Annotated in this window: 14 protein-coding genes; 6 read left to right on the forward strand and 8 right to left on the reverse strand. The window is 68.7% G+C overall.

Annotated elements, in window-relative coordinates; all coding sequences use genetic code 11:
- Positions 1–15 precede the first annotated feature (15 nt).
- Complete coding sequence (locus tag AB5I40_RS05540; protein WP_370937323.1) at positions 16–1,338, forward strand: NtaA/DmoA family FMN-dependent monooxygenase; 1,323 nt, start codon at positions 16–18, stop codon at positions 1,336–1,338.
- On the opposite strand, the gene AB5I40_RS05545 is transcribed toward AB5I40_RS05540, so the two are convergent.
- The 5 genes from AB5I40_RS05545 to AB5I40_RS05565 are packed head-to-tail and all read right to left on the reverse strand — an operon-like array spanning position 1,335 to position 5,446.
- On the reverse strand, positions 1,335–2,309 hold the full coding sequence (locus tag AB5I40_RS05545; protein ID WP_370937324.1) for an amidohydrolase family protein: 975 nt from the start codon (positions 2,307–2,309) through the stop codon (positions 1,335–1,337). The two genes, AB5I40_RS05540 and AB5I40_RS05545, sit on opposite strands and share 4 nt — an antisense overlap.
- Positions 2,310–2,311: 2 nt before the next feature.
- Positions 2,312–2,836 carry a 3-hydroxyanthranilate 3,4-dioxygenase gene (locus tag AB5I40_RS05550; RefSeq protein WP_370937325.1) on the reverse strand — a complete coding sequence of 175 codons (525 nt, stop codon included), beginning with the start codon at positions 2,834–2,836 and terminating at the stop codon, positions 2,312–2,314.
- Positions 2,833–3,258 carry a RidA family protein gene (locus tag AB5I40_RS05555; RefSeq protein WP_370937327.1) on the reverse strand — a complete coding sequence of 142 codons (426 nt, stop codon included), beginning with the start codon at positions 3,256–3,258 and terminating at the stop codon, positions 2,833–2,835. The genes AB5I40_RS05550 and AB5I40_RS05555 overlap by 4 nt, the downstream gene beginning before the upstream one ends.
- Positions 3,259–3,260: 2 nt before the next feature.
- Positions 3,261–3,992 carry a 2-keto-4-pentenoate hydratase gene (locus tag AB5I40_RS05560; RefSeq protein ID WP_370937328.1) on the reverse strand — a complete coding sequence of 244 codons (732 nt, stop codon included), beginning with the start codon at positions 3,990–3,992 and terminating at the stop codon, positions 3,261–3,263.
- Positions 3,989–5,446: a 2-hydroxymuconic semialdehyde dehydrogenase gene (locus AB5I40_RS05565; RefSeq protein ID WP_370937330.1), complete on the reverse strand. Its 1,458-nt coding sequence runs from the start codon at positions 5,444–5,446 to the stop codon at positions 3,989–3,991. The genes AB5I40_RS05560 and AB5I40_RS05565 overlap by 4 nt, the downstream gene beginning before the upstream one ends.
- A gap of 156 nt (positions 5,447–5,602) precedes the next feature.
- On the opposite strand from AB5I40_RS05565, the gene AB5I40_RS05570 reads away from it, so the two are divergent.
- The 3 genes from AB5I40_RS05570 (at position 5,603) to AB5I40_RS05580 (ending at position 8,107) form a co-directional block, all read left to right on the forward strand.
- The gene (locus AB5I40_RS05570) at positions 5,603–6,433 is read left to right on the forward strand and encodes an alpha/beta hydrolase (RefSeq protein WP_370937331.1); all 831 of its coding nucleotides are present in this window, start codon (positions 5,603–5,605) and stop codon (positions 6,431–6,433) included.
- Positions 6,434–6,468: 35 nt separating this feature from the next.
- Positions 6,469–7,395, forward strand: coding sequence for a LysR substrate-binding domain-containing protein (locus tag AB5I40_RS05575; protein ID WP_370937332.1), 927 nt, complete (start codon positions 6,469–6,471; stop codon positions 7,393–7,395).
- A gap of 73 nt (positions 7,396–7,468) precedes the next feature.
- Entirely contained in the window at positions 7,469–8,107 is a 639-nt protein-coding gene (locus AB5I40_RS05580) for a cysteine hydrolase family protein (protein ID WP_370937333.1), read from the forward strand.
- Positions 8,108–8,188: 81 nt separating this feature from the next.
- On the opposite strand, the gene AB5I40_RS05585 is transcribed toward AB5I40_RS05580, so the two are convergent.
- A complete protein-coding gene (locus AB5I40_RS05585; protein WP_370937334.1) occupies positions 8,189–9,382 on the reverse strand; it encodes an FAD-dependent monooxygenase in 1,194 nt (397 codons plus the stop codon).
- 73 nt (positions 9,383–9,455) lie between these two features.
- On the opposite strand from AB5I40_RS05585, the gene AB5I40_RS05590 reads away from it, so the two are divergent.
- Positions 9,456–10,022: a TetR/AcrR family transcriptional regulator gene (locus AB5I40_RS05590; protein ID WP_370937335.1), complete on the forward strand. Its 567-nt coding sequence runs from the start codon at positions 9,456–9,458 to the stop codon at positions 10,020–10,022.
- Positions 10,023–10,060: 38 nt separating this feature from the next.
- On the forward strand, positions 10,061–11,587 hold the full coding sequence (locus tag AB5I40_RS05595; protein WP_370937337.1) for an HNH endonuclease: 1,527 nt from the start codon (positions 10,061–10,063) through the stop codon (positions 11,585–11,587).
- Positions 11,588–11,592: 5 nt separating this feature from the next.
- On the opposite strand, the gene AB5I40_RS05600 is transcribed toward AB5I40_RS05595, so the two are convergent.
- Both AB5I40_RS05600 and AB5I40_RS05605 read right to left on the reverse strand, forming a co-directional pair.
- Positions 11,593–12,270 carry a phosphonatase-like hydrolase gene (locus AB5I40_RS05600; protein ID WP_370937338.1) on the reverse strand — a complete coding sequence of 226 codons (678 nt, stop codon included), beginning with the start codon at positions 12,268–12,270 and terminating at the stop codon, positions 11,593–11,595.
- Complete coding sequence (locus tag AB5I40_RS05605; protein WP_370937339.1) at positions 12,267–13,256, reverse strand: phosphotransacetylase; 990 nt, start codon at positions 13,254–13,256, stop codon at positions 12,267–12,269. The genes AB5I40_RS05600 and AB5I40_RS05605 overlap by 4 nt, the downstream gene beginning before the upstream one ends.
- Positions 13,257–13,338: the final 82 nt, after the last annotated feature.

Consider the following 13,338-nt stretch of genomic DNA (forward strand, 5'->3'; position numbering starts at 1 on the left):
CCCGGGAGATTCTCCATGACTGCCAAGCAAATCCACCTCGCCGCGCACTTTCCCGGGGTCAACAACACCACCGTGTGGAGCGATCCCGAAGCGGGCAGCCACATCGAGTTCAGCTCGTTCGTCAAGCTGGCCCAGACCGCCGAACGCGCGAAGTTCGACTTCTTCTTCCTCGCCGAAGGCCTGCGGCTGCGGGAACAGGGCGGCGAAATCTACGACCTGGACGTCGTCGGCCGCCCCGACACCTTTACTGTGCTTTCCGCGCTGGCGGCCGTCACCAATCGCCTCGGCCTGGCCGGAACCATCAACTCCACCTTCAACGAACCGTTCGAGGTGGCCCGGCAATTCGCCTCCCTGGACCACCTTTCCGCCGGCCGGGCCGCGTGGAACGTCGTCACGTCCTGGGACGCCTTCACCGGCGAAAACTTCCGCCGCGGCGGCTTCCTCCCGCAAGACCAGCGTTACTCGCGGGCCGAAACCTTCCTGCGCACCGCGTGGGAGCTCTTCGACTCGTGGCGCGGCGACGAACTCCTCGCGGACAAGGAATCCGGCCGCTTCCTGGCCGACGGCGGCGACTTCGCCCACCACGACGAGCACTTCGACATCTCCGGCCGCTTCCCGGTCCCGCGCAGCCCGCAAGGCCGCCCGGTCACCATCCAAGCCGGGGACTCCGAAGAAGGCCGAGAATTCGCCGCCGCGACCGCCGACGCCATCTTCACCCGCCACGGCACCCTCGAAGCAGGCCAAGCGTTCTACCAGGACGTCAAGGGCCGCCTGGCGAAATACGGCCGCGCCCCGCACGAGCTGGTCATCCTGCCCGCCGCCACCTTCGTCCTCGGCGACACCGACGCCGAAGCGCACGAACTCGCCCACGAGGTCCGGTTGCAGCAGGTCAGCGAGCAGACCGCGATCAAGTTCCTCGAACAGCTCTGGAACACCGACCTCAGCGACCACGACCCGAACGGCCCGCTCCCGTCCTTCGACCCGACGGTCGGCGACCTGATCTCGAAGGGCCGCGCGAGCGTCCGCATGCACCGCGACCCGGTCGCGACCGCTAACGAGTGGCGGCAACTGGCGGAGGCGAAGCACCTGTCGAGCCGGGAACTGATCATCGAGGTCACCGGACGACAGAACTTCATCGGCTCCGCTGAGACTGTCGCGTCCACCATGAACGAACTCGTGCAGGCGGACGCGTCGGACGGGTTCATCCTGGTCCCGCACGTGACGCCGGGCGGGCTGGACCGGTTCGCCGACGAGGTGGTGCCGAGGCTGCAGGAGCGCGGGGTGTTCCGGGAGAACTACAGCGGGCCCACGTTGCGGGATCACCTCGGGTTGGCTTAGCCCAGGAACCGCTTCGCGTTCCCCCGCAACAACAACTCCCGCGAAGCCTCGTCCAGAAACTCCGCCCGCCGCACCACCCCGCCAGCCGGGCGCTCCCCCAGCGGATACGGATAATCGCTCCCCACCATCACCTGCCCCGCCCCCAGCGTATCCACCAGATTCCGGAGCGCCGCCTCGGTAAACACGACCGAATCGACACTGAACCGCCCCACATACTCCGACGGCGGCTTCTCCGACGTGGCGATGATGTCCGCCCGCTGATGCCAAGCGTTCTCCAACCGTCCCAGCCAAAAGGCGAACGACCCGCCGCCGTGGGCGAAGCAGATCCGCAAGCTCGGCGGCACCCGGTCGAACACCCCGCCGAGGATCATCGCGATGATCGACAGATGCGTCTCCGCGGGCATCCCGGTCAGCCACCGCGCCATCCAGCGGTCGAGGCGCGGCGCGAGCGGCATGTCCCACGGGTGCACGAAAACCGGCACGCCGAGCGACGCCGCGTGCTGCAGGAACGTCACGACACCCGCATCGTCGAGGTCGCGGTCACCGACGTGGTTGCCGATTTCCACGCCCCGGTGCCCGGCTGTCACCGCGCGGTCCAGCTCGCGGCACGCGGCGTCGGTGTCCTGCAACGGAACCTGGCAGAACGGGATCAGCCGGTCCGGCGCGGGCGCGCAGATCTCCAGCGCGAGGTCGTTGAAGACCCGCGCGATCTTCTCGCCCTGCCCGGGACTCGTGTCGTAGCCGAAGAACACCGGCGTCGGCGACACGACCTGCGCTTCGATGCCGTCAGCGTCCATGTCGCGCAAGCGGACGGACGCGTCCCAGCAGTCGGACCGGATCCGGCGGAACTCCTCCGACCCGACCATGATCATGGCCTCGCGCTCGGTTTCCGCGCGCAGCCACGGCATTCCCTCGCCGAGATCAGGCCAGCCATGCGGGACGAAATGGCTGTGGACGTCGATCGCGCGCACGCTCAGCCCTTCCCCGGGTGCAGCGTCCCGCACGCCCCGCAGGTCCGGGCTTTCTCGGACGAGTAGAACTGCTCGAACACCGGCGGCAGATCGTCGACGATGTCCCGCACCTGCAACTCGACCTCGTGCACCTTCGCGTCGCACTCCAGGCAGAACCACACGAACTTCTCGAGCGTCCCCTCCTCGCGGATCCGCTCGATCACGATCCCGATCGACCCCTCCTGCGGACGCTGCGGCGAATGGTGCACGTTGCGCGGCAGCATCCACATCTCGCCCTCGCGGATGTCGACGCGCCGCGGGCCGTCGTCGGTCATGAGGTTGACGTGCATGTCGCCCTTGTACTGGTAGAACCATTCCTCGTACGGGTCGAGGTGGAAGTCGGTCCGCTGGTTCGGCCCGCCGACGACCTGCACGATGAAATCGCCCATCGGGGCCCACATCTGCTTGTTGTTGACCGGCGGCTTCAGCTCGTCCTCGTGCTCCTTGATCCACGCGGCGAAATCGAACACGGGCGGGATGGCGGTCATCGTTCCTCCTTGCCGGGGATCCGGGCGATCGCCTGGATCTCGATGAGCAGATGCGGATGCGGCAGCTGGTGCACCGCGACAGTCGTGCGGGCCGGGCCGGTCTCGTCGAAGAACTCGCCGTAGACCTCGTTGTACCCGCCGAAATCGTTCATGTTGACCAGGAACACGGTCACCTGCGCGAGGTCTTCGAGCCCCGCGCCGGCCGCGGCCAGGATGTCGCGGATGTTCTCGATCACCGCGCGCGTCTGCGCCCGGATGTCCAAAGTGGTCACGCCGAACTCGTCGGCCTCCGCGCCGGCGAAGGTGTTGTCCGGGCGCCTGCTGCTGGTGCCGGAGACGAACACGAGGTCCCCGACCACCTTGACGTGCGGGAACCGCCCGCGCGGCGTCGCCTTCCCGGCGACGACATGGGCTTGCGCCACGCTCATCCCTCCTTTGTCCGCACGGAAACCGAGCCGAGCCCGGCGACCCGCGCCTCGACATGCGTTCCCGCTTTCAGCGCCACGGCGGCGGTCGCCGCACCGGCGAGGAGCACCGACCCGCTGAGCAGACGGTGCCCGTACGCGGCGGCCATCCGCTGTGCGGCGGGAAGCGCGCGCAGCGGGTCGCCGAGGATGTCGGCGGTCGATCCGGTGGCGACGACCTCGCCGTCGAAGAGCAGTTCAACGGCCAGCGCGGCCACCTGGTCGATCTTCGTCCACGGCCCGAGCACGAAAGCCGACGCCGAGGTGTTGTCGGCGACGACGTCCGCCAGGCTGAACCGGAAGTCCCGGTAACGGCTGTCGATGATCTCCAGCGCGGGCGCGACGGCGACCAGCTCGCCGTCCGGACCAAGCCGGAAGGCGACCTCGGGTTCGACCCGCGGATGCACGCCGCGGCTGGCGTCGAACGTTCCGCCGTCCTCGATCCGCATGCGGTCGGTCAGCGAGCCGATGATGACGTCGGAAACGCCCATCTGCTCGGCCTTCGCCTTGCTCGTGAAGCCCAGCTTGACGCCCGCCAGCGTCTCCCCGCGCCCTTCACGCAGCGCGATTCCTTTGTGCTGCACGGCATACGCCGTCTCCAGGCTCATCGGCTCGCTGCTGGTGAGCTGTGGAATCGCCTGCCCGGTGGCAGCCGCCTGGTCAAGCAGCGCCGCCCGTTCCTCGATGGTCATAGCTGCACGCACACATTCGTCGGCTGGGTGTAGAAGTGCATCGAGTGCAGGCCGCCCTCCCGGCCGATGCCGGAAAGCCCGACGCCGCCGAACGGCGAGCGCAGGTCCCGCAGGTACCAGGTGTTGACCCAGGCCATCCCGACCCGCATCTGCTGCGCGACGCGGTGCCCTCGCTCCAGGTCAGTGGTCCAGACGGCAGCGGCGAGCCCGTAGTCGGTGTCGTTCGCCAGCCGGACCGCCTCATCCTCGGTGTCGAACGGGATCAGCGCCGCAACCGGCCCGAAGACCTCCTCGCGCACAACCCGCGCGGAGTTGTCCAGCCCGGTCCACAGTGTCGGTTCGATCCACGACCCGCCCGCGAGGTCCGGCCCGAGTTCCGGCGCCGAACCGCCGGTCAGCACCGTCGCCCCCTCGGCCACCGCGAGGTCCAAATAGGACTGGACTTTCTTCCGGTGCTGCTGGGAGATCAACGGCCCCGTCGTGGTGTCCGGAGCGTCCGGTCGGCCCAGCCGCAACGCCGTTGCCCGTTCGGCGAGCCCGCTCGCGACCGCGTCGAAGACGGAGCGCTCGACGTAGACCCGCTCCGTGCACAGGCACACCTGCCCGGTGTTCAGGAAAACCGACCGGGCGAGGCCGTCGAGAGTCTTCTCGAGGTCGCAGTCCGCGAACACCACCGCCGCGTTCTTTCCGCCCAGCTCAAAGGAAACCGGCCGTACCGACGGAGCGACAGCGCGCATGATCGCCGAGCCGGTCCGGGATTCGCCGGTGAAAGTCACGCCGTCAATGCCGCGGTGGGTGGTGAGGTACTCCCCGGCGGAGTCCGGTCCGAAGCCGTGAACGACGTTATACACCCCGGCCGGCGCACCCGCCTCCGCGATCACCTCGGCGAGCAGGGCCGCGGTCGACGGCGTCTCCTCCGACGGCTTGACCACCACCGCGTTCCCGCAGGCCAGCGCTGGCGCGACCTTCCAGGTCAGCAGCAACAGCGGCAGGTTCCACGGCACGATCACCGCGACCACGCCGAGCGGTTTGGGCACGGCGTAGTTCAGCGCCTTGCGGCCGTTTGGCAACTCGGTGAGAAAGGAATCGAGACCTGCCGCCGCGACCGTGTCGGCGAAAGACCGGAAGTTCGTCGCCGCCCGCGCGACGTCCAGCTCACGAGCCAGGTGCTCCGGCTTTCCGGTGTCGCGGACCTCGGCGGCGACGAAATCCTCGAACCGCTCCTCGATCCGGTCCGCGATCCGGCGCAGCAAGGCGGTGCGCTCAGCCACCGAGGCGCGACCCCACGGCCCGTCCAGCGCGGCGCGCGCAGCAGCGACCGCGGCGTCGACCACGTCCGGCCCGGCCTCGTGGACGTGCGCGACGAGCGACCCGTCGACCGGGTCGATCTTCTCGAAGGTGCGCCGCCCCGCGACCCGGGTCCCGCCGACGACGTTGTGGAGTTCCGCAGCCATGGAACTGACCGTAGGGACGCCAGGAATGCCTGGCCAATGCTCTTTGCCGCCGCTGCCATAGCCGTCCGGACATGCCTTTGCCATGCCTGCCGCGGCATAGCTTTCGCCGGAATGGGCATTGGCCAGGCATGACGACGGCGGCGAAGGATGGGTCCCGTGAGCCACGTCGACCAGGACTACAGCGCGCAGGCCACGGTGACCGAGACCGAGTTCGACGCGGTCATGGCCCGCTATCGCTCCGCCTCGGAATCCGCCACCGCCGGTCTGGACGGCCAAGCCGGCCTGGCTTTCGATCCCCTCAGCAACGAGCGGCTGGACGTCTGGGGCACCTCGCCAGGCCAGTTGCGTCCCGTAGTGATCGCCGTCCACGGCGGCTACTGGCGCATGCTCTCGCGCCACGACACCGCGTTCATGGCGAGGATGCTGGCCGACGCCGGAATCGCCACCGTCGTGCCCGACTACACCCTCACTCCGACTGCGACCCTGGAAGAGATCGTGCGCCAGGTCCGCGCCGCCGTCGCCTGGGTGCACCACCACGGCGCAGCACACGGCCTCGACCCGGACCGCATCCATGTCGTCGGCAGCTCCGCCGGAGGCCATCTGACCGCCATGACCGCCGTCGCCGGATGGCAGGTCGCCGCCGGAGTACCCGAGGACGTCGTCAAAGGCGCGATGACGATCAGCGGCCTCTTCGACCTCCGCCCGCTGGTCGACTCTTTCGCCAACGCATGGCTGACCCTCGACACCACGCGCGCGGAAGCCCTCAGCCCGATCTTGCTTCCACCGGGCACCGCGCCGCTGCACGTGGCGGTCGCCGAACACGAAGCCGCTGGATTCCACCGCCAGAGCAAGGCATTCCATGCGCATTGGCCCGTCGCGCGTTCGCACACCGTCGTGCCCGACCGGAACCATTTCGACGTCTTCCTCGACCTGGCCGATCCCACCTCGACACTCAGCCGCGCCCTCATCGAGCTCGTCCGCCCATGACGCCGGAGCCCGCCCCGGCCAGTACTGTCGCCGGAATGGAGATGCCCCGTCTGCTCGACGGCCGCCTCAAGCTCAGGCACCTCGTGCTGGTGGACACCCTCACCGAGCAGGGCAGTGTCGTCGGCGCGGCCGCCGCCCTGCACGTCACGCAGCCGGTCGTCACACGCGGCCTGCACGACCTCGAAGCCATCCTCGGCGTGCCGCTCTACGAACGCGGCCCACGCGGCATCACGCCCACCGAGTTCGGCACTGCCTTCACCGAACACGCGCGCGCGGTCCTCGCCCAGCTCACGCACGCCGCGCGGCACGTCGTAGAGATCGCCGACGCCACACGCGGCCGGGTCGTCGCAGGCATCCACCTCGCGGGCTCGAACCTGCTGCTGCCGCGCGCCATCGCGCATCTGAAAGAAGACCACCCGCTGGTCACCGTCGTGGTCCGGGAAGGAACGCCCGAATCGCTGCTCGTGGAGCTGACCGCGGGCCGAGTGGACGTGATCGTCGGCCGACTGAGCGGCCCCGGCACCGAAGGCACCCGGCGGCAAGCGCTGTACCAGGAATCGATCCGCGTGGTCGCCGGTGCGCACCATCCGCTCGCCACGCGCGAGAGCGTCTCGTTGGAGGATCTCACCGAGTTCCCATGGATCGTGCCCGGCACCGAGACGATGCTGCGCCAGGAGCTGGAAAGCCTTTTCGCCCAGCACGGCCTCGACCTGCCCGCCAACCGCGTCGAGGCGACGTCGTTCTTGACTGTGCGGCAGCTGCTCACCGAAACCGCCATGGTCGCCGCGCTCCCCGGCCTGCTCGGCATGGACGACCCGCGGCTGGTCACCCTGCCGACGCCGCTGGAGAACATCGGCCACAGCGTCGGCCTGACCCTCGCCGCCGGACGCAGGCTGAACCCGGCCACCCAGGCGCTGATCGCGTCGCTGCACACCGTCGCCGCGCAGATCGAAGACGCCTGACGCTTTCTGTCGCTTTCTTGACGACCGACGTCAAACCGTGATACCTCATGGGACCTCCGCGGAGGGAGCTTCCATGGGTTACCGCTTGTCCACCGTCGATCCGGCCCGCACCGCGCTGGTCGTCATCGACATGCAGCACGACTTCCTGGCTCCGGGCGCCCCGCTGGAATCCCCGGCCGGACGCGCCATGATCCCCGTCCTCAACGACACCGTCCGGTTCTGCCGCGACGCGGGCATCGCCGTGTTCTTCACCGCGCACGTCCACCGCCCGGACGGCTCCGACATGGGCCGCTTCGCCGACCTGTACCCGCCGATCGCCGCCGGCGAGGCGCTCATCGAGGGCACGCCCGGCGCCGCGTTGTATTCCGAAGTGGACCGCCGCCCCGACGAACCGCTGATCCCCAAACACCGCTACAGCGCCTTCTACGGCACCGATTTCGAAATGCAGCTCCGCGGCCGCGGCGTGGACACCCTGATCGCGACCGGAGTGACCACTGAGGACTGTGTCCACGCCACCATCCGCGACGCGATGTTCCGCGACTTCCGCACCGGAGTGCTGTCCGACGCCTGCGCCACCTACGACCACCCCGACCTGGGCCACGGCGCGATGTCCGCCGCCGAAGTGCACGCCGCCACCCTGGTCGTCCTAGCCCAGTCCACCACGCACGTCCTGACCAGCACCGAATTCACCACCCTCACCACAAACCCCTGACCCCACCCGCGGAGTCGCGTCGGCGTCCGGAGGGCAACGGGACCGCCCCCAGGCGGTCGCGTTGCCCTCCGGACGCCGACCTCACGGCGACTCCGCACGCGGCGGCGAAGCCGACGCCAACGACACAGCGTCGTGCGAGTGAATCCACTCCACCGTCTCGTCGATCCGCCCCAGCGCGACGTCCCTGGCGTCGGCCGCCGGACCGTCCGGCAGATGCAGCAGCGCGTTCGCCACCCACGAACTCCGCTGCACCGCACGAGTCCGCGGCCGCCGCAGCTTCTCGTACCGGGCCAGCGCCGTCTCGCGGGAATCCCGGGCCAGGCACTCGGCGAGCGTCACCGCGTCCTCGATCGTCTGGTTCGCGCCCTGCCCGTGGTGCGGCAGCATCGCGTGCGCGGCGTCGCCGAGGAGCACCACTCCGCCGCGATGCCAGCGGTTGAGCGGATGCTGGCTGAACAATCCCCACCGCTGATACAACGTCGTCGCGCTGACCATCTCGCGCACCGCCGGATGCCAGCCGTCGAAGGCCGTCTCGATGCGTTCCCGGGGAATGTCCTCGGTCCACGATGCGCCTTCCCACTCGGCCGGTTCGTCCAGCACCGCAAGGAAATTCACCACCGAGCCGTCGCCGATCGCGTAATGCAGCAGGTGCCCGCCCGGCCCCAGCCAGAACTGCATCGCCCCCGGATCCGGCAACGACGGCAGCTGCGACAGCGGCACCAGCCCGCGAAACCCGCTCGAACCCGAGTACCGGGCGAGCGGCGCGTCGTCCACCCACGCGCGCACAGCCGAATGCACCCCGTCCGCCCCGACCACCACATCAGCGGTTTCGCTTGTCCCGTCGGCAAACTCGAGCCGATACCCCGGTCCCGCCCCGACCACCGCAGTCACCTGCCGGCCAAGATGGACCTTGCCCCACGCGTCAGCCAGAATCCGCTGCAAATCCGCCCGATGCACCCCGAAATACGGCCCGCCGAACCGTTTCTCGTAGGTGTCCCCAACGGGAAACGCGACCACCCGCCGCCCGTCCCGCCAATGCCGGTAAACCAATTCCGTCGGCACCGCGGAACACGCCGCCAGCTCGTCCCGCAACCCGAGCCGCTGCAGCACCCGGGACCCGTTGGCGGCCAACGCCACCGCGGCCCCGACCTCGCGCAATTCGGCCGACCGCTCGTACACCTCCGCCCCGATCCCGCGCTGCCGCAACGCGAGCGCGAGCGCCAGCCCGCCGATCCCGCCGCCGACGATCCCCACCGAGAGTGCTGTGCCCGCCATCGACCCTCCTCCGCCCATGTACCGATCGGTACAGGGATGGACGGTACGACGTACCGATCGGTACAGTCAAGGGGTGGATTCCGGAACCGGCCGCCGCGCCGAACTGCTGCAGCAAGCCGTGGGCTACCTCGCGACGCACGGCATCGCGGACCTGTCGCTCGCGCCGATGGGCGAGGCGCTGGGGACGAGCAAGCGGATGCTGCTGTACTACTTCGGCAGCCGGGAAAACCTGATCACCGAAGCGATCGCCGCGAGCCGCCCGGACGTCACCGAGCTGTTCCGCTCCGTGCACGACGAGGAATCCCTCAGCGCCGCAGCCCTCGCCCTGTGGCACGCGATCACCCGGGGCCGCCAGCAACGGCCGATCCACATCCTGTTCCAGGTGCTGGCTTTGGCCCCTACGCAACCGGAGCGATATCTGGAAGTCGCGCGGGAAACGATCACCGCGATGGTGGACCCGCTGGTCCCGGTGTACCGCAGCCTGGGCTACGCGGAACCCGACGCGGCCGCCCGGGCGAGTCTGCTGATTTCGGGGTTGAGGGGGCTGTGTCTGGACCGGATCGCGACCGGGGACGAGGAACGGATCGAGATCGCGGCACGGGCGCTGATCGCTACCGCGGTCGCGCCGCCCGCGCGATAAACGTGAAAGGCTTTGTCTGCATCCGATAACCTTGCCTGGTGAGCATCTCGGACTTGACCCGTGCAGTGATCCGCGCGGCGATGGTGGAGCACGACGAGTACGGAGCAGAGGCTTTCTGCGCGGAATACGGCTTCGAGATGTGGTGCGACTACGTCGTCGTCGACCGCGGGAACCACTACGGGATCCAAGCCCTGGCCGCCGCCGCGCACGCCTTCTTGCCCGGACACATTCCTCTCACACCGGCCGAAGTCGCCGATCTCGACGCAGTCAAGAAGCAGCTGACCTCGCTGGACTTCACCGTGCAGACGCCCCAGCTGCCGGATTGGTCCCGGGACGAGCTGCTCCTCGCGTGCGCTCTGCTGTTCACCAACAACCGGAAAGCAGCACGGGCCACCGACCCGCGGGTTCGCGAACTGTCCATACTGCTGCGGTCCGCGGTCGCTCCCGGACAGTACGGCGACAAGTTCCGCTCGGTCAGCAGCGTCCAGCGCAAGCTGTACGACCTGCAGACCCGGCTGCGGGAGTACACCAAGGTGCGGACCCGGGGCAGCAAGCTGGACGACCAGGTGCTGCAGGAGTTCGAAGACGCGCCCGAGGCGATGCTGGCCGAAGCCGAGAAGGTTCGCGACCGGATGGACCGCGGGGCGTGGGCCTTGTTCTCCGCTGCGGGCAAGCGGAAGTACGACGGCAACGGCGGTTACCCCGACGTGCTCGGCGACCAGTACGTCTACGACAACCTGGTCTCCAACTCGCAGCAGCTCCGCGTCGGAGACCTCGTCGTGCTCTGGGACGCCGAACGGGTGCACGGGGTCAGCCGGATCGAGCGGATCGACGCCCAAGAAGGCGTTCTCAAGCCGAAACGGGTCTGCCCGAAGTGCGGCGGAAGCCGCTTCGACGAACGCAAGGTGCAGCGCCCGCGATACCGGTGCCGCCGCGCGACCTGCCATCACGAATTCGACGCGCCTCGCGACGAGACGACTTCCGTCACCCAGTTCGTCGCCGTTTACGGCTCGGGTTACCGCCCGGTCAACGGAAAGATTTCTCGCGAGCAGGTGCTCGAACGGCTGCGCGACGGAGCCAAGCAGAACGCGATCCGCCGCCTCGACCACGCCGCGCTGCTGACGCTGCTCGACGAGTCGCCCGTTTCCGCGCCGAAGCGCAAGCCCCGCAAGGGCAAGATCCCCGTCGGCGGCCATCGCGAAGCGCGGGCCAAGGTCCGCCGCGGCCAGAGTGCGTTCCGGGACAATCTGCTCGCCGAGTACGGCACCCGGTGCGCGATCACCGGACCGTGCCCCGAGGCGGTGCTCGAAGCCGCCCACCTGATTTCGTTCGCCAAGCACGAATCGCACGAGAACGGCATGCTTCTGCGCGCCGACGTGCACAAGCTGTTCGACCGCGGGCTGCTGGCCGTCCATCCCGACACGTTGTGCGTGGAGATCTCCCCCTCGCTGGCAGGCGACCACTACTACTCCGGGTTCGAAGGCGTTTCCATCCCCGACGGCCTGGATCGCGCAGTAGTCCGAGACCTGTATCTCGCGGTCACCGCGAAGTGGAAGGAAGAGTAAGTTCGCTAGTGCTCAAGCACCGCAGGCAACTCAGCCACCGACCCCAGCACATGCGTAGCCCCATGCGCCCGCAATGTCGCCGCATCATGCGCCCCCGTGAGCACCCCAGCCGCCACTGACGCCCCGGCCCGGCGGCCGGTCAGCATGTCGAACCCGGTGTCCCCGGCCACCGCGACCGCGCGTACGTCCGTGATCCCCAACCGCAGCACCGCGGTCAGCACCATGTCCGGGAACGGCCGGCCCCGACCGCCCGCATCAGCCGGGCACACCACCAGATCAGCCAGATCCGTCCACCCGAGCCGCCGCAGCAAAGCATCTCGAGTGCGAGCCGAGAACCCCGTGCTCAGACACACCCGGCGCCCCTGCGCACGCAACTTGTCGATCGCTTCCTCCGCACCAGGAAGCGGCGCAGCAACCTCAACCGCCTGCGAAGCGAACGTGCTCTCGAAAACCCGATTCGCCTTCTCCGCGACCCCGGAATCAGGAAACAGCGCCCGAAACACCTCGATCTTCGACTGCCCCATAGTGTCGCGAACGTAGGCATCCACGTCTTCCCGCTCCGGCGAGTCCGCCGAAACTCCGACGGCCTCCAGCGCGGCGGAAAAAGCAGCCTCGACAGCACCGTCGTCCCGGACCGTCGTGCCCGCCATGTCCAGCACGACCAGCTCCACGCCTCGCGTCATCGGACCCCCTCCACTTCCCGCCCGGTCACCGCGTGCACCGCGCTGATCAGGGCCATCGTCTCGATGTCGGCCGCGCTGCAACCGCGCGAAAGGTCGTGCAGCGGCGCTGCCACGCCTTGCAGAATCGGCCCCAGCGCAGTCGCTCCGCCGAGCCGTTCCGCGATCTTGTAAGCGATGTTCCCCGCGTCAAGATTGGGGAACACCAACACATTCGCCCGCCCTGCGACAGTCGACCGCGGAGCCTTGGCCACCCCGACCGCATCCACGACAGCGGCGTCGAATTGCAATTCACCATCCACATCAACACCAGGCAGCCGTTCCCGCACCAGCGAAGTCGCCTGACGTACTTTGTCCACTGCGGAATGCTTGGCGCTGCCTTGAGTACTGAAAGACAGCATCGCCACCACCGGCTCAGTTCCGGTCAAAGCGCGGTGCGTAGACGCCGCGCCGACCGCGATATCCGCCAAAGCATCCGCATCTGGTTCAGGAACCACGGCACAGTCGGCGAAAGTGAGCGATCGGCCGTCCTGCAAAAGCATCAGGAAGCAACTGCTCAAAGTCCGCACCCCAGAAGCAAGGCCGACAATCCGCAGCCCAGCCCGAAGCACATCGGACGTCGGCCGCGTCGCACCGGCGAGGCACGCATCCACCCGACCCAGCGCAAGAAGCGCAGCAGAGAGGGCGACGGGATCGTTGCGAACCGTTTCCACCCGGTCCGGAAACGCCGTAGCCAGCCGCGCGAGGACAGCCTCGTCAGCAGCCAGCGCAGCAGTGTCCACGAAAGGCGGCACCGCGAACCCAAGCTCCGCCGCCGCAGCAGCGATTTCCGCCGCGGGCCCCACCAGCACCGGCTCGATCTCGCCGCGATCAACCAGGTGCGCGGCTGCGGTGACGGCACGCGGATCGGCGCCGTCGGCAAGCGCGATCCGCGGGCGGGCGTCGCCGACGCGGTCCCGCCAGGTCTCGGCCAGAGGGGCCATGGTCATCTCGCAAACTCCCTCGCGGACGGCAGTGCTCCCCGAGCAGGATCTCGACCCCTGGCCCCAAACGACAGAGCCAGAACAGTCC

This window comes from Amycolatopsis sp. cg13, assembly GCF_041346965.1.
Classification (GTDB): Bacteria; Actinomycetota; Actinomycetes; order Mycobacteriales; family Pseudonocardiaceae; genus Amycolatopsis.

Excerpts from the sequence above, each read along its gene's own strand:
- AB5I40_RS05540 (WP_370937323.1), top strand. The coding sequence starts at position 16 with ATGACTGCCAAGCAAATCCACCTCGCCGCGCACTTTCCCGGGGTCAAC.
- AB5I40_RS05550 (WP_370937325.1), bottom strand. The coding sequence starts at position 2,836 with ATGACCGCCATCCCGCCCGTGTTCGATTTCGCCGCGTGGATCAAGGAG.
- AB5I40_RS05560 (WP_370937328.1), bottom strand. The coding sequence starts at position 3,992 with ATGACCATCGAGGAACGGGCGGCGCTGCTTGACCAGGCGGCTGCCACC.
- AB5I40_RS05565 (WP_370937330.1), bottom strand. The coding sequence starts at position 5,446 with ATGGCTGCGGAACTCCACAACGTCGTCGGCGGGACCCGGGTCGCGGGG.
- AB5I40_RS05575 (WP_370937332.1), top strand. The coding sequence starts at position 6,469 with ATGGAGATGCCCCGTCTGCTCGACGGCCGCCTCAAGCTCAGGCACCTC.
- AB5I40_RS05580 (WP_370937333.1), top strand. The coding sequence starts at position 7,469 with ATGGGTTACCGCTTGTCCACCGTCGATCCGGCCCGCACCGCGCTGGTC.
- AB5I40_RS05585 (WP_370937334.1), bottom strand. The coding sequence starts at position 9,382 with ATGGCGGGCACAGCACTCTCGGTGGGGATCGTCGGCGGCGGGATCGGC.
- AB5I40_RS05600 (WP_370937338.1), bottom strand. The coding sequence starts at position 12,270 with ATGACGCGAGGCGTGGAGCTGGTCGTGCTGGACATGGCGGGCACGACG.
- AB5I40_RS05605 (WP_370937339.1), bottom strand. The coding sequence starts at position 13,256 with ATGACCATGGCCCCTCTGGCCGAGACCTGGCGGGACCGCGTCGGCGAC.